Origin of the sequence: Pyrodictium delaneyi (genome assembly GCF_001412615.1) — an archaeon.
In the GTDB taxonomy this organism is placed as follows: domain Archaea; phylum Thermoproteota; class Thermoprotei_A; order Sulfolobales; family Pyrodictiaceae; genus Pyrodictium; species Pyrodictium delaneyi.
Map to the genome: position 1 here is coordinate 861,030 of NZ_CP013011.1, position 22,871 is coordinate 883,900.

General features: G+C 55.7%; 22 protein-coding genes. 9 read left to right on the forward strand and 13 right to left on the reverse strand.

Annotated features, from left to right (window positions below; all coding sequences use genetic code 11):
- Positions 1-97: 97 nt before the first annotated feature.
- The 5 genes from Pyrde_RS04400 to Pyrde_RS04420 form a co-directional block, all read right to left on the reverse strand.
- Positions 98-1,042, reverse strand: a complete 945-nt coding sequence (locus tag Pyrde_RS04400) for a hypothetical protein (RefSeq protein WP_055408550.1) — start codon at positions 1,040-1,042, stop codon at positions 98-100.
- Between the two features lie 102 nt (positions 1,043-1,144).
- The gene (locus tag Pyrde_RS04405; protein WP_055408552.1) at positions 1,145-1,339 is read right to left on the reverse strand and encodes a hypothetical protein; all 195 of its coding nucleotides are present in this window, start codon (positions 1,337-1,339) and stop codon (positions 1,145-1,147) included.
- A 148-nt stretch (positions 1,340-1,487) separates the two neighbouring features.
- Positions 1,488-2,501: a hypothetical protein gene (locus Pyrde_RS04410; RefSeq protein WP_143522031.1), complete on the reverse strand. Its 1,014-nt coding sequence runs from the start codon at positions 2,499-2,501 to the stop codon at positions 1,488-1,490.
- Between the two features lie 15 nt (positions 2,502-2,516).
- Positions 2,517-4,157: an AAA family ATPase gene (locus tag Pyrde_RS04415; protein ID WP_180385423.1), complete on the reverse strand. Its 1,641-nt coding sequence runs from the start codon at positions 4,155-4,157 to the stop codon at positions 2,517-2,519.
- A 283-nt stretch (positions 4,158-4,440) separates the two neighbouring features.
- Complete coding sequence (locus tag Pyrde_RS04420; protein ID WP_143522029.1) at positions 4,441-5,643, reverse strand: hypothetical protein; 1,203 nt, start codon at positions 5,641-5,643, stop codon at positions 4,441-4,443.
- Between the two features lie 290 nt (positions 5,644-5,933).
- Between Pyrde_RS04420 and Pyrde_RS04425 the strand changes: the two genes are divergently transcribed.
- The 6 genes from Pyrde_RS04425 (at position 5,934) to Pyrde_RS10420 (ending at position 11,091) form a co-directional block, all read left to right on the forward strand.
- Entirely contained in the window at positions 5,934-7,322 is a 1,389-nt protein-coding gene (locus Pyrde_RS04425; protein ID WP_143522028.1) for a hypothetical protein, read from the forward strand.
- Positions 7,291-8,184, forward strand: coding sequence for a hypothetical protein (locus tag Pyrde_RS04430; protein WP_143522027.1), 894 nt, complete (start codon positions 7,291-7,293; stop codon positions 8,182-8,184). The genes Pyrde_RS04425 and Pyrde_RS04430 overlap by 32 nt, the downstream gene beginning before the upstream one ends.
- Positions 8,185-8,657: 473 nt before the next feature.
- Positions 8,658-8,891 carry a hypothetical protein gene (locus Pyrde_RS10630; protein WP_143522026.1) on the forward strand — a complete coding sequence of 78 codons (234 nt, stop codon included), beginning with the start codon at positions 8,658-8,660 and terminating at the stop codon, positions 8,889-8,891.
- A gap of 200 nt (positions 8,892-9,091) precedes the next feature.
- On the forward strand, positions 9,092-10,231 hold the full coding sequence (locus Pyrde_RS04440; protein WP_055408564.1) for a pyridoxal-phosphate-dependent aminotransferase family protein: 1,140 nt from the start codon (positions 9,092-9,094) through the stop codon (positions 10,229-10,231).
- Between the two features lie 212 nt (positions 10,232-10,443).
- Entirely contained in the window at positions 10,444-10,647 is a 204-nt protein-coding gene (locus tag Pyrde_RS04445; protein WP_055408567.1) for an antitoxin family protein, read from the forward strand.
- 318 nt (positions 10,648-10,965) lie between these two features.
- Positions 10,966-11,091: a PIN domain-containing protein gene (locus Pyrde_RS10420; RefSeq protein WP_082419471.1), complete on the forward strand. Its 126-nt coding sequence runs from the start codon at positions 10,966-10,968 to the stop codon at positions 11,089-11,091.
- Positions 11,092-11,283: 192 nt separating this feature from the next.
- Here the strand turns inward: Pyrde_RS10420 and Pyrde_RS04450 are convergent, their stop codons facing one another.
- Positions 11,284-11,715, reverse strand: coding sequence for an OsmC family protein (locus tag Pyrde_RS04450; protein ID WP_055408569.1), 432 nt, complete (start codon positions 11,713-11,715; stop codon positions 11,284-11,286).
- Positions 11,716-11,956: 241 nt separating this feature from the next.
- On the opposite strand from Pyrde_RS04450, the gene Pyrde_RS04455 reads away from it, so the two are divergent.
- On the forward strand, positions 11,957-12,517 hold the full coding sequence (locus Pyrde_RS04455) for a rubrerythrin family protein (RefSeq protein WP_055408571.1): 561 nt from the start codon (positions 11,957-11,959) through the stop codon (positions 12,515-12,517).
- Between the two features lie 37 nt (positions 12,518-12,554).
- Here the strand turns inward: Pyrde_RS04455 and Pyrde_RS04460 are convergent, their stop codons facing one another.
- The 3 genes from Pyrde_RS04460 to Pyrde_RS04470 form a co-directional block, all read right to left on the reverse strand.
- Complete coding sequence (locus tag Pyrde_RS04460) at positions 12,555-12,740, reverse strand: YHS domain-containing protein (protein WP_055408573.1); 186 nt, start codon at positions 12,738-12,740, stop codon at positions 12,555-12,557.
- 155 nt (positions 12,741-12,895) lie between these two features.
- Positions 12,896-15,331, reverse strand: a complete 2,436-nt coding sequence (locus Pyrde_RS04465) for a heavy metal translocating P-type ATPase (RefSeq protein ID WP_055408575.1) — start codon at positions 15,329-15,331, stop codon at positions 12,896-12,898.
- A 301-nt stretch (positions 15,332-15,632) separates the two neighbouring features.
- A complete protein-coding gene (locus tag Pyrde_RS04470) occupies positions 15,633-17,039 on the reverse strand; it encodes an ATP-binding protein (RefSeq protein ID WP_055408577.1) in 1,407 nt (468 codons plus the stop codon).
- Between the two features lie 214 nt (positions 17,040-17,253).
- Between Pyrde_RS04470 and Pyrde_RS04475 the strand changes: the two genes are divergently transcribed.
- On the forward strand, positions 17,254-18,102 hold the full coding sequence (locus Pyrde_RS04475; RefSeq protein ID WP_055408579.1) for a PH domain-containing protein: 849 nt from the start codon (positions 17,254-17,256) through the stop codon (positions 18,100-18,102).
- On the opposite strand, the gene Pyrde_RS04480 is transcribed toward Pyrde_RS04475, so the two are convergent.
- Entirely contained in the window at positions 18,099-18,749 is a 651-nt protein-coding gene (locus Pyrde_RS04480) for an L-threonylcarbamoyladenylate synthase (protein WP_180385422.1), read from the reverse strand. The two genes, Pyrde_RS04475 and Pyrde_RS04480, sit on opposite strands and share 4 nt — an antisense overlap.
- 31 nt (positions 18,750-18,780) lie before the next feature.
- On the opposite strand from Pyrde_RS04480, the gene Pyrde_RS04485 reads away from it, so the two are divergent.
- Positions 18,781-19,188 (forward strand): gamma-glutamylcyclotransferase family protein, encoded by a 408-nt coding sequence (locus tag Pyrde_RS04485; RefSeq protein WP_055408581.1) that lies wholly within the window; start codon positions 18,781-18,783, stop codon positions 19,186-19,188.
- Here the strand turns inward: Pyrde_RS04485 and Pyrde_RS04490 are convergent.
- Genes Pyrde_RS04490 through Pyrde_RS04500 form a run of 3 tightly spaced genes read right to left on the reverse strand, consistent with a single transcriptional unit; the run spans position 19,173 to position 22,715 of the window.
- Complete coding sequence (locus Pyrde_RS04490; protein WP_231656800.1) at positions 19,173-20,069, reverse strand: ABC transporter permease; 897 nt, start codon at positions 20,067-20,069, stop codon at positions 19,173-19,175. The genes Pyrde_RS04485 and Pyrde_RS04490 overlap by 16 nt on opposite strands.
- Positions 20,062-21,192 carry an ABC transporter permease gene (locus Pyrde_RS04495; protein ID WP_055408583.1) on the reverse strand — a complete coding sequence of 377 codons (1,131 nt, stop codon included), beginning with the start codon at positions 21,190-21,192 and terminating at the stop codon, positions 20,062-20,064. Before Pyrde_RS04495 ends, Pyrde_RS04490 begins: the two co-directional genes overlap by 8 nt.
- A gap of 29 nt (positions 21,193-21,221) precedes the next feature.
- Positions 21,222-22,715 carry an ABC transporter ATP-binding protein gene (locus Pyrde_RS04500; protein ID WP_055410727.1) on the reverse strand — a complete coding sequence of 498 codons (1,494 nt, stop codon included), beginning with the start codon at positions 22,713-22,715 and terminating at the stop codon, positions 21,222-21,224.
- Positions 22,716-22,871 lie beyond the last annotated feature (156 nt).

A 22,871-nucleotide genomic window follows, 5' to 3' on the forward strand; every position in this document is an offset into this window, starting at 1 on the left:
GGAAGGGCATCTGCAGTGTATTTCTACCCTATCATGCTCAGTCAAATAAGCACACTAATCTTTATAGATCTAAGGGCGTCTAGAGTATCATGATCTCCTAGTAGCCTTTAACCACGTATATGTATGGCTTAATGGATGGCCCTGTGCTGTGTCCTGCGTGGCTGTAGATTCCTCTTCTAGTGAAGGTGTCCGGCTTGAACATTATCGGCTTTCTGACTCTGAACTCCCTAGCTACTTCCGCTATTGTCTTGGCTACTTCTACGACTAGGCTTACTGCTAGGAAGCTGGGCACATAGACTATCACTGGCTGCTCCTCACTATTCTCCACTATTCCGACCGTCTTGGCTGCGTAGTCTAGCTTCTTCTCCCTGAGCCTTCGAATGACCTCTGCTAGGAATCTCCCGCGGAGCCTTCTCTTCACGAATACCATCCATTTGCCTGAGGTGCTAGTTATGTCGAGCAGCTGTTTGCCGTTGGGGCCTACTTCGAGTCTATCGGGTCTAAGCCATGTTAGTGCGTGGCTAGCCTCTTTGCTGAGCACCTCTATGCCGGCCTTGCCCAGCTTATGTTTCAAGGCTTGTAGGACTCGTTGCTGGTTGTCTGCTATTAGTAGCTCGGCTAGAAGCATTTCTAGCGGCTCGTCTCTATCGGCTCCTAATGCCCGGCGGAGGAACTCTACGGATTCTCTCAGGGCTTCCTCCTCGAGTCTTCTAGTGTTCGTTGGGCTAAGGTAGTGCAGCCATTTGTTGTCTAGACTGTAGCCCTCGGAAGCCATTGTGCTGAGTATGCTCTCTATTGTTCTTCTCGTCTCCACGTCTAGGCCTGGCAGTTCCTCCAGCACTATCCTCCAGTCATCGATGCTGCTTAGCTCTCTCCATACCTTGAATGCTTTCTCTACGAGTGTTTTGACGGCCTCAATGTCTAGACCATTAACAGCAGCTAGCTGCTCTATCGCCTCCATCCTTCTGTGGATTACTAGTGCATAGCCCTGGTGCTTAGCGAGATGACATCTTTTACAGAGAAGCCGGATTCCAGCTAGCACTGCTATTCCTTTACCGTCTTCCAGGTAGTACCTCCAGTCCTCATCGACATCGTAGGCAGGGGACGCACCACATGTGCCACAAGCGCCGCCTCTGGGGATACCCTACCACCACGTATGGAGCCTCTCTAGGGCCTCTGCACAGCGGCCAGTACCATTACAGAAGGCATCATCGATCAGCCAGGGGTCTGCTCGGGCGAGCTTCGCTAGACTAATGCCCCATAAGGGGCTAGGCACAAGCCTTGGACACAACTTGCCGAGGGTTCTACAGACCTCATGATATGACTCGACGAGCGGCATAGACTTCTACCTTACCATATCAGTCAACTTGCACAAATACAACTATATTACTGTACCTATATTTAATCCTGTATTTATGCAGCCGTAGTGAGAGCATGCGTGGCGAATTATTCATCATAGCTAACTAATTTTGACAAATCCTTAAATATTAATGGCAAAGAATTCGCTCAATCGATTTATCCGGAGCCGGGGCTGCAGACTTTTGCCCTATTATATTTTCGAGACTATTGAGCAAGTACGTAAAGCTAGTTATTATTACCGTCGCAACTACTTCTTCACGTCTTCTAGCCTTCACAACTAAGCAATTATTGCCTATGACTTTTTCGCTTGCACCTGCTAGTATTAGTACGCCGTATCTCGCATTAGCTAGGTACATGTAGCTATATACTTGTTTTCTATAGCTCAGAATACTTTCCCGACTAAACTTTGTCCTAAGCTTGACCTCAGCAATAACTCTATACCTTGTTTGGTCCGGTTTATTAACTAGAGTTATAAGAGCATCCGGTCTTAAGGGCTTAATTTTCCCTAGGGAAAACTCTTCTCTGACACCCCATTCATGCATAAGTGTTATAGTGTTATCCACACATTCAGTTCTAATCCTGAATTTTAGAGCATGCCCGCTATAGAAGGGATAAACTTCGCATCCTTGATCAGCAGACGCATGGCCAACCGTCATCAGCAAGTATAGTGTGAGTATAGCGAGGAACTGTACAATATAACCCATGAGTTTATCACTGGCAAGTTTAATATAATAAGCTTTTTTAAAAATTAAGTCATTTAATATATCAGTAGATAATTTTGCTTTTAACAATAGCTTCGATGCAAGAACATCGTTGACAAGGTATGACATATCGTATATATCCTCATCGAAAGCATAATCGAAAGAAAGCCGCATACGTGGGACATATCTACTATTGTACACAAAATTTTTTATGAAAGTTTCACATAACCTAGTATAGCTGCTGTTATCTAGACAGAAATCTATTATCTTTTTTCGAATACTCCTATTAGTGAACAGTATATTGAACTCTCGCGAAACTAAGTTATGTAGCCTGTTAACTCCTCTAATACTACTTTTTTCTAGCTGTTCTAAGAGCCATGAAAATCGTAGAATATATTTTATGTAAGTATTTTCAATATTGCTAGCTTCTTCATAGGTCACAAGAATCACCTTATATTATTGCGGCATCCTAATACAGCTGCTACAGATTGTCTTTATGCCGTCCCTTAAGCTATGTTGAGTAAAGCCTAGTAGCTCTGATAGTAGATTACATTTGTCATTATCATCGATGAAGCTCGCCCTGTATATATTCATTATATCTCTTACAGCCCAAATACCTACTTCGAAAATATCGCAGTTTATGCCTATACTAGCGAGCTTTCTACATATACACTTATTATGCCCCTCTTTAAATCTCATTATGTTAAGAAGAGTTCCAAGCGATATACCGTTTACCCTTATAATAGGGAAGCGGAGTTGAAATGCAATACTAAAGGGAAATAGCAAGCTAGTTTCGACATCGTTAGCGCTTGATACAATTATAAATGGCTGTTCTATTGTATATCCTCCTTCTTTGGCCAAAGTACTAATTAGGTGTTTTAAGTATACATAGTCATTAAAGACAGCTACATTATCTTCTGCAAGTATCTTTAAGCGAGGTGTTACAACAATCCGTCTCTCGAAAGATAGCATGCTTAACAGTTCGCCACCAACTTTATCTATTTCGGTTCTATTCACCTCGTCAAGGACAAGTACTGGCAATATGCCTTGCGCGGCGTAGTTCAGTGCCCTCGCAATACAGCCAGGCAAGTACACAAGTCTACCATTGTTATCGCTAACAACTGTACCCACCAATTCTGCTCTACCAGTATCTATACTTATGGGACAATATTCGACAACTACTTTTACAGCATTCTTATCTATATTGTTAACAATTCTTTCAAGTAGTCTAGGTAATATTTCAACTGATAAGTATGTTTTTCCTGCCCGTGGTGGTCCAACGATGAATACTCTACGACTAACCAAGACATGCTTCAACATTTCCCGCAGTATGTGCGTGTAAATGGTTTTGCATTCCTCTCTTAATTCACCTATATTAATATTTCTACAAATATCTTCAACAGTATTTACTATAAATTCATCTATTTCGTCATCATTAATCTTCGCGAGCTTCAAAAGCAGATTTATAATATAATTTAAATTATTAACTACTTCATTTGACTTATCTATTTCAGCATTTTCATTACTAGAATACGTTATGGTTCTATTTATTAGTGGCCAATCTAGCATTATATTATTAAATAAATTGTTTAGTTCTTCTTTGACAATCTTCCCTATAATGTCCTTAAGCTCGCTCTCCATAATACTTCTAACATAGATCTGAAAATCGCTTCTAATACTTTCTAAGTTTTTCTCAAAAATATTAACTTTCTCCTTTATTTCTTTAACTTCTTCAATACAAAGTCTAGGATTAATTAAACGAGCGGCCTCACCAAGCTGTCGCGAGACGTCTTCATTTTTACTTTTACTTTGATTCTTTTCCTCTTGCGTACGGAAAGACAACTGAGTATGCTGTAAATCCAAAACCGTTTTTTCTTTATGATCTTGCCAGTTATTTTGACTTGCTCGAACAGCCGAAGATAATAGCTGAGGGGGTTGTGAGGAACTTTTAGTCTTAGTCTTTTTTGACTGCATAATAGCGCTTAAAGACGCTTTTGTTACTTTCTTAGCATGATCAAATTTCTTACATGGTCTAGGTATTAATCTTCTACACCTATATTCTCTCGTGAGTTTATTTATAGACTTCCATTCATCCAATATATAGATGTCAGTATTACTCTCTAGTATTACATAGCATGATAACGATTTTTCACGCTTAGTACAGTAGAAGTAAACATGAAATCTATTAGCGTTAACGTATGATACCTTCGGATTCTCGCATTGATAGCATCGTTGCACATCCATGGCTCTCACGTAAAGTGGTGATTTTCAAGTAAAATATATAATTTTTGAGCCTTTAATGCAGTTCACAGTCATTATGTACTACCTTTGGTTTAAAATTACTCCCGACAATAGGAACGAGAGAATTGGAGATGTGGCTCTACGCTACCTTTTCGTACATGTATTCCTCTTTGGCTCCTTCTCTGGGCTTGAACACTATGACTGCTTTCTGGATGCTTTTCCTCCTTTTCCTCTCTAGCGGGAATACTGCTAGCGCCTCTGCTGTACTCCATAGCTGCTGTAGTGCACTAGGGTGGCGTGTGCAGGAATCAGCAATGGGAGCGATTGTTTCTAGGAGCTGCTTGTAGTTCTTTGCATTACGTGCATATTCTGCTGTTTTCTCCATGCAGTCCTCGATGATGTCAAAACCGCCTATTGTTGTTAGTCGGTATATGCTTCTTAGAGCATCCATTCCGCTAAGCAGAGTACCTGCTTCGGCGACAGCTATACCGTATAGTGGCTTGAGAAGGGTTGGTGGTTCTTTATAGAAGTCTGTTGTGAATTCATAGACTTGTGTGCCGTCACTTAGTATGTGGCTGGGCTTGAGCTGTTTGGCTATATCGTTTAGGATCCTACGGTAGACGTCTGCGAAGTAGTCATAGCTGAAGCATAGTTTATCGTTTATCAGCACCATTCTATTATCATTGCTCACCTTTGGGTAGTCCTTAAAGAATTTGCTAGATACTCCGTAGTACCCAAGGACGCTCTTTACGGCTGGGAAGTCTAATATGCCTGCATCAATGCACACTCCATGTTTCCGGAAACCTACGCCATAGCCACTGGGAGCTAGCGAGGCTAGGACTGTAGATCCAGTGTCCTCTATAATGTACTCGGCTCTTGAGTAGGTGCTTAGGGCTTTGTGGGCTATGCGCGGTATATCTTCCACGCTACTGATCTTAATTGTCTGTGGCGGGAACCCCGTCGCGTACGTTTTTCGATACATTACTGTACCGCAGAGGGGACAGAGGAAGTAAAGGTACAGAGTCCCATAAGCATCACCGCTGTAGCCTATGCGTAATAGGGCCAAGCTTTCACCGCATTTGGGGCACCGAAAGATTATGTGATCCGTTTCGTCAACTTCTATGCGGGGCTTGGCATGCCTATTTATGGCCTCGGCTAAGTCTATGCCAAGTTCTCCCATAAGGTCTACCATGAAGCCCTTATCCTTCCCTTCGTTAACATAGTTCCAAACGAGTTCTGAGACAAGTTCGCTGATAGATTTGCCTTGTATGTCTGCTATTGTGGCAAGAGTTTCATAGACTTCTTTCCTAATAGTTATGGTACGGTACGATTCCTTCGGCATCTCTGACACCACGAAAAAATATGCACATACATATATATAAACTTTTCTTAGTAGTACCGTACCATAGCTCTTGGATTGTAGTAAGAAACAATGCTATACTTTATCTTCATCAAGATGGTTTAGGCTAGTTAGTGTAGTTAGTGTCCGTGCTTTTCACGTGCTATATATTAGTTAGCTTATTATCTAGAATTAATTGACTGCTACGTGGCTTTTTATTTGTGTTAGGCCTTAACACTTGTAGAGTTATATTGAAGAGGTAATACTACTTTGAGGTAATACGGGTCGGTGTCTTGACCAACGATGGAGGAGTAAATGTACAGGGCTACTATGGTATGGCGCTCTACCGGTTGGTTTCCTTTAGCACACTGAGGGGGCTGAGTAGGAGGCTATGCAAAAGCGCGCCATGCAGGAAGGACGATTTGAAGTATGATTGTGCGTTTGGTCTTGTTGATGAATGCTTTGGTGTGATAAAGAGGCTTGTTTTTGATAGCGGGTTTAAGGGCTGTGAGACTATAGTTGCGAAGAATACGCGGTCGTATTTTCTTCCCGTGCTAGAGGCTGTTGATGCCGGAAGGCTGGGCGATGTGCTTCATTATCCCGAGGATCCTCCGATCTCTATTCGTCGTTCAGATGGTATGCTGATTGGCCGGCTGGGTGTCGAGGCTAGGCCTGTGTATGGGGTGAAGCTGGGTGACTGGCCTAGGGGTAGTGTGGAGCTTCTAGATAATGGTGCTATCGTTGTACGCTCGAGCGTGGGTAAGATCACTCTGGCTCCTCTTCCTAGCCCGGATAGTTCTGATGGTATGTTGCAGCTCGGCGACGCTAGGTGGTATTTGTACTTGTTCACGGCGAGGAGGAGGGAGGCTTTTGAGCTGGGTGTGGCTCCCTCGACTGACAAGGGTATCAGCGAGATTCGCCCCTTTACCCCGTTTGGTGCATTGTTGGTAACTAGTAGGAGGCTGGGGAATGGCTGGTCTGTTGTCGAGCTAAGGGTCTATGCCCAGCGGAGACTGGCTAGGATGTTTGACAGCATAGTATCCTTCCTTACAGCCCTTATGAACGGTAGGCTAAGCGGAAAAGGAGAGACCATTGTTCTTGATGCGGGTTTCCCCATTATAAGGCCTTATAGAGCGTTTATCGCGTCTAATCTCTGGGAGGCGTTGAACGGCAGTCATAAGCTATCGTTTATGGCCCTGAGGGGGATGGATTTCGCCCTTATGATATTTGGGAGAAAGCTTGTCTATCCGATTATGCGTGATGATGACGGAGACTCGGAGATAAAGAAGCTCATAGAGGCTATCCGGAAGGTTAATAATGGCGAGATGAGCGTCGAGGACTTCGTAAAGAATGTCCTAGCCAGGGGCTATGAGATAGGCTATATGAAGCTAAGTAATGTAACTAATCCAGACCTATATAGCGAGATCTTGGATGATGCGAGGCAGGGTATAATGGGAGGCAGCAGCGACATTGTCAAGGCTATAGTCAGCAGCGTTAGCAAGCCATACGTTGGGTTTAAGCCGGCTAGGCTGAGAGTAGACTACTTCTCTAACATGACGGAGGAGGCTGCATACGAGAATGTTGTGAAGCCCCTGGAGAGTTCTATAGCGAGAGTGCTTGATGAGGTCGCTAGGCAGGTGCAGCGGGGCTATGGACTGCAGAAGGCTGTTAATGCTGCTTAGTGCTGCGGAGGGGTATGTGATTGGTGGGGAGCGGTACTACTGTGTGGTTGAGTCTCAGCTCCCGTTTCTGGGCATAAGCGTGGACGAGATGGAGTCGTTGCCTGGTGCGAGGAGTGTCTGCTGCTGGGAGGGAGGTGTCTGCGGGGACTGTGTGGAGTCGTTGTGGCCGCCGATCTATGTAGCGCGTTGCGTAGGGGCACGTGGCCTCGAGGAACTGATAGCGTCCAGCTGTATACAGGGCGGCCTTAAGGGCGTCTCCAGGCAAGAGCATGTCCTGGAGCGTTGTGTTGTTTTTCTAAGACTGCTGAGCGCACTCTTCAAGATGCGGATAAACAACGAGGTGATGTTTAAGAGGATCCTCGAGGGACTTCTGCGTATCACTCTCCCAGACTGCATAGTAGGAGTAGAGAGCCATCCACGGTTTGACGTAAGCAGGGTAGACATATTCATAGAGTGTCGCGACGCTGCCGTGGCTATAGACATCAAGTCGCCGAAGGACATAAGGGATACGCCGGCCAAGAGCACTCCAGACCAGATTGCGAAGACCTTCATGCACCTTAGGGAGAGCTACCAGTGGGAGAGGAAGCCGGTGGCGTTTATCGTTATACCGACCAACGGTCAGCCAATACCATACTTCTACGGTATCGGCGAGAGGGAGAAGGGCTACATCCACTTGCTTACATTGTTGACTATACCTGGCCTAGAGAAGTACTGCAAGAAGATGGAGAGGGAGCAAGATAGGCCGTTTACCCTGCACGAGCTGCTTTATGCTCTAGCCACCGCCAAGGTGGAGACGATACACATCGAAGAGAGGGAGCTGGCAAGGTTCTTCCGGCGGCACCTGGACACGGCAGAGCTCTAAGACCGGGCTTGGTGGGGCTGGAGTTGTCTCTCGGGCGCGTCTATGGCTTCCTGGTGCTCTTCGGGAGGTGGCTGGGTCTCGCTCCTACCGGCCCTGGCTTCCTCTTGCCTGCCGCTTCCAGGCCAAGACCGAGGTGGTGCCAGCAGGAGGACAGCGGGGTGCTTCTACTGTGCGGTACCGCAGTAGTAGAGCCCCCGGGACGGGGTAGACATGATCACACAGAGGGATACCACAAGAGGGGGTGAAGGGTCAGCAGGCACCCCCGGCGGTGCTCCGGGAGCCTGGCTGGAGAGACATGCGCCGGGCTGGCTTGTGGAGGGGTTGTGGCCGGGGCCTTTGATATAAGGGCTGGTTTGCTCTTTGTCTGGTTTGGTGTGTTGTCCGGGATGCATTGGTGGTGGGGTGGTGAGGCTGGCTACTGGGGTGGCTCCTGGGGCCATATGTACCCCTGGTCTCCGTGGGTGTTCCCGTTTATGGGCTTGTTCTGGGGTTTTGGGGGCTTAGTGTGGCTCTTTCTGGGCTTGCTTGTGGCGTTCTTCGTTTACAGTGATGCGTCGGGGAGGTATCCGCGGGGTAGCTTGGCGCCGTTGGCGTGGGCGGTTGGTGTGGTGTTTGGCGGGCTGTTGGTGCTGCTCATATACCTGGTGGTTAGGCCGTCGGGGGAGAGGAGGGAGGAGATGGAGGAGAAGGGGGAGGGGCGGGGCTAGGGACCCCTGGTAGGGTGTCTGTGGCCTGGCCTGGTTGCTGCTCTCTGTGCCCGTGTTGGTGGTTCTCTCCGGGGTTACCTCTCTTCTGTGGCTCTGGCGTGCTGCCGGGGGTGCTCTGGGTGGTGGTCCCTCTGTAGGGGGGGGGGGGCGTGTGTAGGTTTTTATCGCGGGTTCTACTGGTTCGGGGGTGGTGTGCTGGTGTGGCGCGCTTCCTCCTAATGACGCCGGGTCCGACGGTTGTGGATCCCGACGTCCTGTTGGAGATGGCCCGGCCGACGATGAACCATGTGTCGCCGGAGTTTGACGAGCTGCACCGTGAGACACTGGGGCTGCTGGGGAGGGTGTTCGGCACCGGGGGCCGTGTCATACTGTTCCCGGGGAGTGGTACTGCCGCGATGGAGCTGGCGGTGCGGAGTGTCGTCGGCCCTGGGGACCGTGTGCTCGTGCTCCGTGCGGGTGTGTTCGGGGACTATCTCGCCGAGGCGGCCCGGAGCGTTGGGGCGCGGGTCGACGTGGCCCGGGTGGAGCCCGGCAAGGGGTTTACGGCGTCTATGCTGGAGGAGTACCTGTCCGGGGCCAGCTATTCCGCTGTGTTGTTCCAGCACGTGGATACCTCTACTTCTGTCGCTAACCCGGTGGCCGAGCTAGCTAGGGTGGCTAGGAGGCACGGCGCCCGGGTTGTGGTGGACGGGGTGGCCTCGATAGGCGGTATGGAGATGAGGATGGACGAGTGGGGCGTAGACGTGTGCTTCACGGGCTCGCAGAAAGCGCTCTCCACTCCGCCAGGCCTAGCCATAGTGGCCTTCCGCGAGGGGTTCGAGCCCCGTAGGGACACCTCGACACTCTTCTTCAACGTGGAGAAGCTCCTCGCGGAGATGGAGTCTACCCGGAACTACTACCTCACACCAGCAGTCAACCTAGTATACGGCCTCAACAGGTCGCTCAAGCGGATGATAGAGGGGGAGGGGCTCGGGGAGCGCTACCGCCGCCACCGCGTCATGGCTGAGGCTGTGCAGGCCGCTGTCGAGGCACTGGGGCTCCAGCTGGTCGCCGAGAAGCCCTTCCGGGCCCGCACAGTCACAGCCGTCTACTTGCCCCGGGGCATAGAGTGGCCAAGGCTCTACACGGAGGCCCGGAGGAGGGGCGTAGAGCTAGCCGGGGGCCTCGGCGAGCTGAAGGGCAGGATATTCAGGATAGGACACATGGGCGAAACCACGGTAAACGACATAGCCGCCACGATAGCCGTGCTCGAGAGGGTACTCGCCAGGCTAGGCTACAGCGTTAAACTAGGCAAGGGGCTAGAGGCTATGCAGCAAGTCCTAGACAGCCATGGATACTAGGCGATACCCGGGGGATCCTGGGCGGCGGGCCGTAGGGCACGACACACCCTCTACCCCCTCGTAGCTGCAGGGGCAGTCATGGCAGCCCCTGGACTAGTGCTGGGTCCTGGTGGTTGGTTCGTTTCTGTATCCCCTGGCTGCTGTACCGCTACCGCTGCTGCCACGCTATTTAAGGCTACGAGGATTGTTGTTAGAGCTGGAGGGCTGCGGCTGTGGCTAGGATAGTTCGTGCCCGGTACGAGAAGGGCGTACTAAGGCCTTTGGAGGATCTCGGGCTAGATGAGGGTGAGGAAGTGATAATAAGAGTGATTAGTGTTGAGGAGAGACGTCGTGTATTGAGGAAGTATAAGGGTGTCCTGGGTCCTGTTGACGAGGAATTGTTGGAGGAGGCGCTGGAGGAGGCAGAAACTCTTTGATCTATGTGGATGCTAATGCCCTGGTATACCTCCTCCATGATGTTAGGCCTAGATCCGATATAGTAGAGGATGTACTGAGCCGGGAGGATAGGGTATACACTAGTCTACGCACCTTAGAGGGGTCTCCTACGTCCTGATACGTGTAAAGGCTACGAGGCAGTATGGGGTACGAGGAGTACATGGGGTAAGAGAGGCTATAAAGCGCTATGGGCTTGGCTTCGTGAAGAGGGAGCTGGAGCAGCTACGCGGCATTATCAGAGATTATGGTGTAGAAGTGCTACCCGACATAGCTGCTCTTGACGAGCTACACGAAACCATGTGAGGTACAAGCTTCTCCCAGGTGATGCACTGATAGCCCTTACATGTAGACGCTACGGTATCGGGAGAATACTGACCTTCGACGAGGACTTCAAACGGGTACCGTGGCTAGAAGTAATACCCTAGTTCGGCGTAGGACGACATAGTTAGCCATACTCTGCTATACCCCTACATGGAATCCTCCTTAGGGGTAGGATGTAGTATAGCAGGCTTACTGGAGATAACAACCATAACTATGTGGTGAGAGGCGCCATATGGTGTTGCCTGGCCTAGTGTGTTAGCTGAGCTATCCGGGGAGAAGGATGAGGGCCCCTGGGGCTAGTCTTCGACTACTAGCTCTTCTTTTATCTCCGGGTTGATCCTCTTTATGCTCGCGTATACTGGGCAGCTGTTCCGGACTAGCCTGTATAGCTTCTCCGCGGTGTCCCGGTCTAGCCCGGCTACGTGTACCCGTATCTCGAGCTGCTGGAGGCCGTGGCCTAGCCGGAACCTGCCGTTGACCTTTATCCGGACCTTGTAGGGCTTGTTTATGCCTAGCCGGCTAGCTATCATCCTGAACATGAACGCTTCGCATGAGGCTAAGCCTGCTAGGAATAGCTCCAGGGGTGTGGGCTTGCCCGCTTCTCCCCCATACTCTGGGGGCTCCGAGGCCTCTATGACCGCGCCGTTGCCGGTGTGGATCGTGGCTGTGGGTGTCTCGGGTGTTGTCTCGGCTTCTACGGTTATGGGTGGTATCTGGTGCTCCTGCATTCCCGTGTTTCACCGCGAACAAAACGATGTTTACACAAGTTAATATCAGTGGTGCCGTATACACGGCCAGACGTAGCACGAGGCAGGACAAGGAGACCCCCCGGACGCCCCCGGGGGCTCCTCTACGGGCTGGGTATGGTGCCCCCGGGCTCTAGGCGGGGCGACTGTTTTAATCCGGAGCCCATGCCATACATATACCTAGTGCCTGCATCCATACTCTGTACGCCACAGGTGGTGTATCATGGCTGCTCCCCGGCCCATGACCCTGGATGCGCTCCTGTCCGCGTTCGGCGGCGAGTCTATGGCCCATATGAGGTACCTCCTCTTCGCCGAGATAGCCGAGAAGGAGGGCTTCGGGAACGTCGCGAGGCTCTTCCGGGCGGTGGCGTTCGCGGAGCAGGTGCACGCCCGGAACCACTTCGAGAAGCTCCGCGGCCTAGACCTGGACGCCAAGGTTGTCGCCGGCGCGCCGTTCGGCCCGGGCCCAACCTCGAAGAACCTAGAGATGGCGATCAGAGGCGAGGAGTTCGAGGTAGAAGAGATGTACCCAGCCTACATCGCGGTAGCCGAGCAGCAGGGGGAGAAACAGGCTGCGCTCAGCTTCCGCTGGGCCCTAGAGGCCGAGAAGACGCACGCCCAGCTCTTCCGCAGAGCCAAGGAGGCCGTAGACCGGGGCGAAGACCTCGCCATCGACGGCAACATCTGGGTGTGCCCCGTCTGTGGCCACACCTACGTCGGCCCAGAGCCCCCAGACCGGTGCCCCATATGCGGCGCCCCCCGGGAAAGATACGTGAAGTTCTAGCCCCGTCCGCCCTGGGGTCTTAGCTGGCGCTTTTCTCCTAGCTGTGGCCTGGCATGCCTTGTGGACCGTGCTCTAGGTAGTAGTCTGGGTTCTTTTCGAACTCCTTCTTGCACATCGGGCTGCAGAAGTAGTATATCCGGCCCTTGTAGACCGTCCTGTAGGGCGTCTTCTCCGGGTCTACTTTCATCCCGCAGACAGGGTCTACCGCCTCGTGGCCTGCCACGCCTCCTCCCTCCCGGGTTTACATCTACTTGGCCGTTCCGGTGTTTTCTGGTGCTGGTCGGCTGCTACCCGGGGTGTAGCCAGTCCGTAATGCTAAGCTGGTATGCTGTCTCGAGCTCGAGGGGTTCTGGGCTAGACGTCTGCTGGGCGTGTTGGCTACTGTATTAGGCGTCTGCTTAGGAGTAGCGTGTTGAGGGTCACGGATATGGAGCTCAACGCCATGGCTGCAGCTGCCGCCTCTGGCCGTAGCATGAGCCCGTGCGAGGGGTAGAGCGCGCCTGCTGCGACCGGGATTAGGGTCGCGTTGTAGAGGAAGGCCCAGAGGAGGTTTAGCCGGATGAGCCTGTAGATGCCCCTGGCAGCCTTTATGGCTGTTACTACTCCGCGTAGGTCGTCGCGCACGAGGATTATGTCGCCAGCCTCCTTGGCTATATCGGTGCCTCGTCCCATGGCTATGCCTACGTCGGCCTGTGCGAGGCTCGCTGCGTCGTTGATCCCGTCGCCCACCATTGCTACGACCTCGCTGCGGCGCTGAAGCCCGCGTATCATCTCCGCCTTGTCTTCCGGGCTTGCCTCGGCTATGACGTGGTCTATGCCCAGCTGCCTCGCCACAGCCCATGCTGTCACACGGTTATCGCCGGTCAGCATGGCCACGCGCAGCCCCATGCGATGCAGAGTCTCGATGACCTCGCGTGCATGGGGTCTAGGCCTATCGGCGACCGCTACGACGCCGGCTAGCTTACCGTCCACCGCGACGTATACTATCGTCGCGCCTAGCTCCCGGAGCCTCCTCACGTCCTCCTCCGCCTGCGCAAGGTCCACCTCGAAGCCCTTCATCAGCTTCTCGTTGCCCACCGCTACAGTCCCACCGGAGACCACCGCCACGACGCCCTGGCCGGGGATCGCTGTGAAGCTCTCTGGCTCCGGTGGCTCTACTCCAGCCTTCCTGGCTGCCTCCACGATGGACCTAGCTATCGGGTGTTCACTCCTCTTCTCGGCCGCCGCGGCTAGAGCTAGCAGCTCGTCCCTCGGGAAGCCGTAGGTCACAATCTCTATGACCTCTGGACGGCCGATGGTGAGGGTACCAGTCTTATCAAAGACTACCATTGTCAGCTTTACCGCCTTCTCTATGGACTCAACGTTCCTTATCACCACGCCCCATCTCGCAGCCTGGCCGAGCCCCGCGACTACTGCTAGGGGCGAGGCTAGACCTAGAGCGCAGGGGCAGGCGATGAGCAGCACAGAGGCGAGGAAGACGAGCGCCTTTCCAAGCGGCAGACCCGCCACGAAATACCAGTAGATGAACACCGCAGCTGCAATCCCCATGACGAGCCACGCGAATACGCCGGCAACTCTGTCGACGAGGCGCTGTATCGGAGGCTTACCTGCCTGGGCATGCCTTACAAGCCTGACTATCTGGGCGAGCACCGTGTCCTTGCCTACGCGCGTTACGCGGACACGTAGGTAGCCGGTCGTTAGCATGGTCCCGGCTATCACGGGGTCGCCTGGCTTCTTCTCCACTGGTATAGGCTCACCAGTCACCATTGACTCGTCGACGTATCCATGGCCCTCCTCGACAATGCCATCGACCGGTATCCGCTCACCAGACTTCACGGCGACCAGGTCTCCGACCCGGACACGGCTTAGCGGCACCTCCTCCTCGGCTCCATCTTTTACCAGCCTCGCTACTGGGGGCTGCAGCTCGAGCAGCTTCCGGACCGCCTCACCAGTACGCAGCTTCATCTTTGCCTCAATGTACCTGCCCAGCAGTATGAAGGAGACTATGAAGGCTGGTGCCTCGAAGTATGTCTCGGACTCTATGAGGCCAAACATAGCGGCTACGCTGAGGACATAGGCGGCGCCGCTGCCGAGGGCTACAAGGGTATCCATACCAGCCGACAGGTTCCTCAGAGACCTGACAGCGCCGACGAAGAATCTACGTCCCCCGACTACTAGCACGAATGTAGCTATGAGGAAGCCCGCAAGGTCTACTACCTGCTTGGGGAGCCCTAGTAGGGGCTTTGCTAGATACATGAGTAGAGCTAGGATGATCGAGGGCGGGAGGCTGAGGAGTACAAGGCGCCTCAGCTCAGCAACCTCGCGCTCTGCTATCCGCTGTTCAATACCCTCGAGATCAGACTCCTCGGCTCCAACCTCGACTACACGGTAACCCATTGACTCCAGGTGCTTCCTAATCTCGTCCACAGTAAGTGTCAGCGGGTTATAGGTTACTATCACCTTCTTAGCTGTGTGGAGAGCCTTGACCTCGACAACCCCTGGTATCTTCGACAGCTTGTTCTCTATGGTGAGCTCGTCGCTAGGGGTGCTTAGGTTCTCAATTATAAACACTGCTTCTTCACGGTAAACGTCGTAGCCGACCTCGCGTACAACCCTAACTATGTCCTTAAGACTCGTGGTTGAAGGATCGAACTCAACTACAGCTTCTCCTGTAGCGAAGTTTACTGAGACCCCACTGACACCATTCACTCTACGCAGAGCCTTCTCGATAGTTACCGCGCAGTTCGCACAGTGCATACCGAGCACACGTAGCTTCATCGCTGCCCGTCTCTGCTCCTCAGTAGTTATCCTCATGCTCTTCTTCTTACCCGTGGAGCCGCTGGCCGTACCAGCACCACCCCGGCCACAGAAAGCTAGGCTAGAGCACGTCTATGCTTATATCCCCGGCACCGGGTACAATACCAGCAGTCATGCCCGCTGCTCCATACACTCTAGCGTTTGGCCAGCCACAACAAGGATCCTAGAGGCAATCAAGTGTCGTCTGCAACCCTTGCAAGCCCACGAGGAGCCTGGAGGAAACACGCCATAGAGTGCCTGGAGGCCGGGTAGCTGTCGCTCCTTAAGCTACACTGCTATGCATTGTCTGTCTATGTTGTTAGCCTGGGCTGCATGCCTCTCTGCTCAGCCGCTCGTAGTCCTCCAGGGTGATTATGTGCTCGTCTGGTAGTGTTGCTGGCTCTCCTTCAAGCTCGCGTACTGCTAGCAGGTAGATGGTCTCAGAGGGCTTGACCGGTAGATGCTGGGCTTTCGCCCGCAGCTTGTCTAGTTCGCGGCGTGCCTCCACGGCTGTTAGGGCTGCCCACTTTGCCTCGGCTACGAGTAGCCGTGGCGGCTCTAGGGTCTCGTCTAGTGCTACCAGGTCTATCTCCATGCCACGGTGCCACCAGGGGCCCATGCGGGTCGGGGTTACCCCTAGCTCGCCGTTCTGCGCCATCCGCCCGACTATCGCTGCTAGGGTTTCCTCCCACACGCCGGGCATCACGTTGGCCTCGAAGTCCCTCCGGACAGCTTCTACGACCTTCTTAGAGAGGCCTAGCTCTATTGCAGAGCGGTGGCGGGGTATGTAGCGGAACCAGAAAGCCAGGAACCGGTCTGCGACCCGGTAGCGGGCCCTACCCCTCCCAAGTATGGGAGCGACGCGCTCCACTAGGCCCATCTCCTCTAGGACTCGGAGGTACTTGGAGAGGCTCTCCGCGGGGACGCCACTCCGCGAGGCTATCTCGCCATAGCTCGTCGCGCCGCCCGCTATGGCTTCTAGTACCGCGTAGTACCGGGTCACCTCGCGTAGCTCCTCCCGGAGCAAGTACCTGGCCTCGTCGAGGAACCGGGCGTTGGGCCTCAGCATGAGTCTCTCGACGTTCTCCCAGAGATTCTCGCTGGGGTCTACCTCGGCTAGGTAGCCGGGGACGCCGCCTACTACGCCGTAGAGGCGGAGAGAGTCGCCTGGGCTCCAGCCCGGGGTGAAGCACCTAGCCTCCAGGGGGCCGAGAGGCTGGAGCCTCATCACACCAGTCAGCCGGCCGTAGAGGGGGCTACGCTGCGAAAGCACGCCCTCACTGAAGGAGACGAGACTACCCATAAGAAGGATAAACACCCTCGTCCCCGATAGCCTGGTATCCCAGACGGCTTGTAGCGTAGAGAGGAGCCCAGGGCTAGCCGCGGCCGCGTACTGGAACTCATCGATGACAAACCCTATTCTCTCCTTCTCGGCGAGACGGGCCAGGTAGAGGAGCACTTGCCTCCAGCTGGTAAACGGCCTCTCCTCGAGTAGCTCGTCCCCCGTGAACTCTGCTAGCTCCAGGCTAAGCTTCTCTAGGAGCCTCTGCTCTGGCACCTCCTCCGCCACGAAGTAGAAGACCCGACGCCCCTTCATCCACTCCCATACAAGCCGGGTCTTCCCAACCCGGCGGCGCCCATAGACCAGCAGTAGCTCGGCACGGCCGCTTCTCCAGTGCTCCTCGAGCCAGCCCAGCTCCCGCCTACGGTCAACAAACAGCGCCACTGGTACCAGACCCTAGAGTACAGACTCTGGAGTCTCAGACTCTAAAGTCTGTACTCTTCGCGCCTACAGCCATCTTATGAAGGGGGTTCGACACTCTGTATCCGAGGGCCTGTGAGGAGCCGTCCACCTTGCGGGGGACGAGCCCCCTGGGGAGGGCTGTGAGCTTTTTGGGCGCCGCCGAGGCCCCCTCCTTATACACGGGTGCCGCAGTGTTATGTCTAGTTGCGCCGCTGGACTCATTGCCCTACTGCTCCCGGGCATCATTGTCTTCTCCGTGATCGCCTACGTGGTAGGGCTCCCGGCATGGTGCCCACCCGGGGCAGTACTGATAGCCGGTAGCTGGCTCGCCCTGGGCTTCGGGCTCTTCACCGCGCTAGTGCTGCTGCCGCGGCTCTGCCGGGTGAACACAAGCATCGAGGACGGCTACCTGGTCGCACGCCTGGGCCGCTGCGGGGTGCTCCGCGTCCCATTGGGCAGCGTGAAAGAGGCCCGGCTCCTAGACCGCGCCCGGCCGGTGCTCAGGCTCGCCGGCACAGCAGTACCCGGCTGCTACTACTCTGGGCTCTTCAGGGACAGCGATCTCGGCAAGGTGAGGCTCTATAGCGAGAGGCTCGACAACCTGCTACTAGTGGTCACAGAGGACGGCGAGAGGATAGTGCTGGGCGGCGACGCCCCAAAGGCGCTCAGGGAGCTGGAGGGGAGGAACGGCGAGGGGCCCCGCGGGAGGCCGGTGCTGGAGCCCCGGAGCCGGAGATTGGCGGCCGCCGCCCTCGGGGTCTTCGCCTTCTTCACGCTGGCTGCTGTGATGCTCTATCCGCTGCTCCCCGACGTGGTCCCGGTACACTACTCCGGGGACTGGCGGCCTGACAAAGTGGGCTCTAAGACCGAGCTACTGGTGATAATAACGGTAGTATCGGCCATCGGGTTTGCCGTCACGGGGGTGCTCTACGCTTTCGCCAAGGAGGATCCCGGGCTCCCCCTCGTAGCGCTTCCCCTAGCCCTCGGCTTGGGCATGCTAATGCTGAGCACGGTTGTCCTCGGGCTCTGCACGCCGCCGGGCTAGCCCTCTACCTCTACGCCTAGCACTTTCTCGACCTCCTCCCGGGTTATCGGCCCCCTCCGCAGTATCCTGGGCGGCCGGGTCGTGAGGTCTACTACTGTGGAGGGTGTGCCACCGGGTGCTGGACCAGCGTCGAGAACTATATCGACACGATCGCCGAGCTGTTCCAGGGCCTCCTCCGCGGTCCTCGGGCTGGGGCGGCCGTGGAGGTTAGCGCTCGTGCCGACGAGTGCGCCGCCGGAGGCGCGTATCAGCTCCAGCGCCACGGGGTGCGCGGGCATCCGTACCCCGACTTTCCCGGTGCCGCCGTGGAGCTCCTCTGGCAGCTGGGGCCGGGCCTCCAGGACTATGGTAAGGGCTCCGGGCCAGAACCTGTCCATGAGCCTCCTGGCCTCCGGTGTGACCCTGGCGAGCCTCTCTGCGGCCTCGGAGCCCGAGACTAGGACGGGTAGCGGCCGGCCGAGAGGCCTCTCCTTGGCCCGGTAGACCCGTAGCACGGCCTCGCGGCTAAGGGGGTCGGCGCCGAGCCCGTAGACAGTATCGGTAGGGTAGACTACTAGCCCGCCTCCTCTTACGGCGCGGGCTGCCTCCTCTATCGCCCGGGGGTCTGGCTGCTCGGGGTCTACCCTGATAACCCTGGGTCTCGCCACTAGAGGCTCCCCGTGTAGGGGGAGAAGGAGGGTGATAGAACTTCTATTCGTATACGGCTCGCTCCGCCGCCGTGGCAGCGCCCACGAGCTGATGAAGGGGGCCCGGTTCCAGGGCTCAGCGCTGCTCCGGGGCTACACGCTGGCTGTGCTGGAGGGCTATCCAGCCGCCCTACCGTGCCGCCCCGAGGCGGACTGTGCTGTGGAGGGCGAGCTCTACACGGTGCCCTATTGGCTCCTTCCTGGCCTAGACCGGTACGAGGGCCCCTTGTACGAGAGGAGGCTGCTCCCCGTGGAGCATGGCGGGAGGGAGATTCGTGCCTGGGTCTACGTTGCCCGCGGCAGCGCCGCGGCCTGGGGCCCGCTGCTAGCCCGGTGGAGAAGCAGGAGGAGAGGGGATCCAAAGACCAAAGAAGGGGGATGGGGCTACTCGCGGCGATAAGGCACGCCTACGTGGCTCGGCGGCCTTACGCGGTGGAGTACGCCGGCGACCGCGGCTAGGGTGACTATGTAGGGTATCGTGTTCAGCAGCGTGTCTGGCACCACGCCCTTGACACCTGGGAGCACCTTTACCCACTCGCGGAACGTATCGAAGAACCCGAATAGCGCGGCGCCGCCGAGGGCTAGTAGAGGGTTCCAGTTGCTGAACACGACGAGGGCTAGCGAGATGAAGCCACGGCCCGCGGCTATCTCCTTGGTCACTGTGCTGAGCCAGTCAATGCTCATGAAGGCGCCCGCGAGCCCGGCGAGCATACCACCGTAGACTACTGCGGCTGTCTGGAGCCTCTCGACCCTCACACCCACTGTGTCAGCTGCCTCCGGGTTCTCGCCCACAGCACGCAGCTTAAGGCCGAGGCTGGTACGGAATAGTACATACCAAGTCGCTATGGCTATAGCTATCGCTGCTATGGTGACGGGGCTTATACCGGCCACGTGGGGGACGCGGGCATACTCGGGCACCTGGTGTTGGCCAGCGCTATGCCAGTAGACGATAATCATGTAGGGGACTAGGCCGTAGGCGAGCGTGTTGACACCCACACCTGGGATAATATGGTCGCCCTTGAGGTAGACCGTCAGCACAGCGTGTAACAGGCCCAGCGCGGCGCCAACCAGTATGCCAGCTGCGAGACCGACCCAGGGGCTCCCAGCAGCCTCGCCCGCCATCGCGCCGGCTAGCGCGCCGAGCATTATGATACCCTCAAGCCCTATGTTGACTATGCCGGCCCTCTCTGCTACTATCTCGCCCACAGCAGTCAAGAGTATAGGCGTCATAGCGTAGAGTACTCCCAGGGTGAAGTCCAGGACTACGCTGGCCTCAGGCACGGCTCCCAGCCCCCTCCATGGTACTCCCCGCCTTCTCCACGCGAGCTAGCTCGAGCCTCCTACGCCTATACTCAAGGATTAGGCGCAGTGTACCCGGCACAGCCAGGGCTATGATTATCACACCCTCGACTATACGAACCATCTCGAGCGGGACGTGGGCATAGATCTGCATGCCCTTGGCCCCGGCCTTCAGCGCACCCACCAGGACCGAGGCGCCTATTATCCCGAGCGGGTGGTTCGCGCCGATGAGAGCCACGGTTATCCCGTCGAAGCCTAGGCCGGCTAGGTTGCTCAGCCCCGTGGTTATCGCGTAGTGTGGCGGCCTCCCCAGCACCTCCCCGGCGCCCGCGAGGCCAGCAGCCACGGCGCCGACGAGGAAGGCGAGCACCATCATCCGCTCTACACTTATCCCGCCGTAACGGGCTGCGCGGGGGTTGAGCCCTGCTGCACGCAACTCATAGCCGTGGACCATGTGCCATAGCAGCACATAGGTGAACAACGTGAAGCCCAGGGATATGAGCAGGCTCGCCGAGAGCTCAGTGCCCCTGGCGAGCAGCGGGAGGCGGGCGCCCGGCGGCACCGAGACAGTCTTAGACGGGTCGTGGGGGTCATAGACCACGTAGACCCTCATGTACTCGGTTAGCCAGAAGGCTATCCAGTTCAACATTATCGTGGATACTACCTCGTGGACTCCCCGCCGTACCTTCAGTAGTGCAGCAGCTAGCCCCCAGAGGGAGGCCAGAGCTACACCCGCCAGCAAAGCTGCCACTGTGCCCAGGGGGCTGTCTAGGAAGCCTAGGCCGCTACGCGCAGCATAGGCCACTAGGACGGCGCCTAGAGCGCCCATGTAGAGCTGGCCTTCGGCGCCTATGTTGAATAGGCCTGCCCGGACGCCGACCGCGAAGGTGATGCCGGTGAGCATTACAGGAGCTGCGAAGCTAAGCGTCATAGTGAGCGAGTAGGTGTCCAGGATGCTGGACTCGAGGAGGTAGCGGTACGCCTCCCAGGGATTGTAGCCGCTAAGCCACATGATAGCTGCGCCGACGAGTATACCCGCTGCAAGCGCTATAGCGGTCTCACCCAGCTTGAGCAGTGCATCCCGGACCCAGCTGGGAACATGCATTACCTAATCCACCCCGCTGCGTATCCATCTTATGCATGGGTTGTCTCGGCAGCGCCACCCATTAGGAGGCCTAGCCGCTCCTCGGTCAGCTCCTCGGGCTTCGCGACTGCAACGAATCTACCCTCGTACATAACCGCTACCCTGTCACTGAGCTGCATGACCTCGTCAGTGTCAGCAGAGACTAGTAGAACAGCCCGGCCCTCGTTACGTAGCTTGACGAGAAGCCGGCGAATATACTCGGTAGCTGCGACGTCGAGGCCCCTCGTGGGCTGGGCAGCAACCACCACCAGCGGGTCCTTCGAGAGCTCGCGGCCTACGAGCAGCTTTTGCTGATTGCCGCCGCTGAGGTGCCTCGCCGGGCTCCGGAGGCTCGGCGCTACCACCTCATACTCTTCGACGATCCTCTCAGCATGGCTTGCAACGCTACTCCAGTCTACGAGGCCGAGGCGGCGGAGGAACCGGCTCCACCGGTGGATGCCCAGAATACTGTTCTCGGCGACACTCATGTCTAGGACGAGGCCGGTCTTACGCCGGTCCTCCGGTATATGCGCGAGGCCCAGCCTGTAGAGCTCCGAGGGAGGCAGGTTCGTCACGTCCCGGTCCGCGAGGTATACGCGGCCGCGTTCAGCCGGGCGCAGCCCCGTTATCGCCTCGACTAGCTCCGCCTGGCCGTTCCCCTCCACCCCAGCGATGCCGAAGATCTCACCACGGCGCACCTCGAAGCTCACACCACGTACCGCCCAGCGGCCATGCTCGCCCCTAACCCAGAGATCCTCCACCCGGAGCACCGGCTCGCCAGGCTTCGCCGGAGGCTTCTCTATCCGGAACACTACCTCGCGGCCTACCATCATCCGCGCGAGCTTCCTGGGCTCGACCTCCTCGCGGGTGAGACTACCAACCACCCTGCCCCGACGCATCACGGTGATCCGGTCAGCGATCTCCATTACCTCGCGGAGCTTGTGCGTGATAAAGACTATTGTCTTCCCGCTGTCCCGGAGCCGGCGGAGCGCGCGGAACAGCTCCTTGGTCTCAATCGGGGTAAGGTTAGTCGTAGGCTCGTCCAGGATAAGCACGTCTACCTCGCGGAACAGCATACGGAGAATCTCGATCCTCTGCCTTACACCAAAAGGCAGCTCCTCAACCACATCGTCCAGGGGAACCTCCAGCCCGGTCTCCCGCATCAGCTTCTCGATCCTCTCCCGGGCGCCCCGTAGCTCCCGGCCACCTAGGCCGAGGACAATGTTCTCATAGGCTGTAAACACGGGGACAAGCGATAGATGCTGGTGAACCATCCCTATACCATGACGCAATGCGTCAGCGGCAGAGCGGAACCTGACGCGCCGCCCACGCAGGATTATCTCGCCACGAGTCGGGCGGAGGAATCCCGCCAGGATCTTCATCAGCGTAGTCTTCCCAGCACCATTCTCGCCGAGAAGCCCGTGAATCTCCCCCGGCTCAAGCCGGAGGTCAACGCCACGGAGAGCCACAGTACCATCAGGATAGACCTTAACTATACCCCGCATCTCGACAACGGGACTGCCACCGGGCAAGAGACCAGCCCAGCCCCCCAGCAGCCCCGGCCACGAGACACCCCTAAAACAACACCGAGCCCCTCGGAAGAACCAAAGACCAGTAGCCCGGTAGCACCACAGACCCCTCTATGCCCAGAGTACGAGGTA

Coding starts and splice junctions, on each gene's coding strand:
- Pyrde_RS04405 (WP_055408552.1), bottom strand. CDS start 1,339: ATGCCGCTCGTCGAGTCATATCATGAGGTCTGTAGAACCCTCGGCAAG.
- Pyrde_RS04420 (WP_143522029.1), bottom strand. CDS start 5,643: ATGCCGAAGGAATCGTACCGTACCATAACTATTAGGAAAGAAGTCTAT.
- Pyrde_RS04430 (WP_143522027.1), top strand. CDS start 7,291: ATGGACTGCAGAAGGCTGTTAATGCTGCTTAGTGCTGCGGAGGGGTAT.
- Pyrde_RS10630 (WP_143522026.1), top strand. CDS start 8,658: ATGGGCTTGTTCTGGGGTTTTGGGGGCTTAGTGTGGCTCTTTCTGGGC.
- Pyrde_RS04450 (WP_055408569.1), bottom strand. CDS start 11,715: ATGCAGGAGCACCAGATACCACCCATAACCGTAGAAGCCGAGACAACA.
- Pyrde_RS04455 (WP_055408571.1), top strand. CDS start 11,957: ATGGCTGCTCCCCGGCCCATGACCCTGGATGCGCTCCTGTCCGCGTTC.
- Pyrde_RS04465 (WP_055408575.1), bottom strand. CDS start 15,331: ATGAGGATAACTACTGAGGAGCAGAGACGGGCAGCGATGAAGCTACGT.
- Pyrde_RS04475 (WP_055408579.1), top strand. CDS start 17,254: ATGTCTAGTTGCGCCGCTGGACTCATTGCCCTACTGCTCCCGGGCATC.
- Pyrde_RS04495 (WP_055408583.1), bottom strand. CDS start 21,192: ATGCATGTTCCCAGCTGGGTCCGGGATGCACTGCTCAAGCTGGGTGAG.
- Pyrde_RS04500 (WP_055410727.1), bottom strand. CDS start 22,715: ATGCGGGGTATAGTTAAGGTCTATCCTGATGGTACTGTGGCTCTCCGT.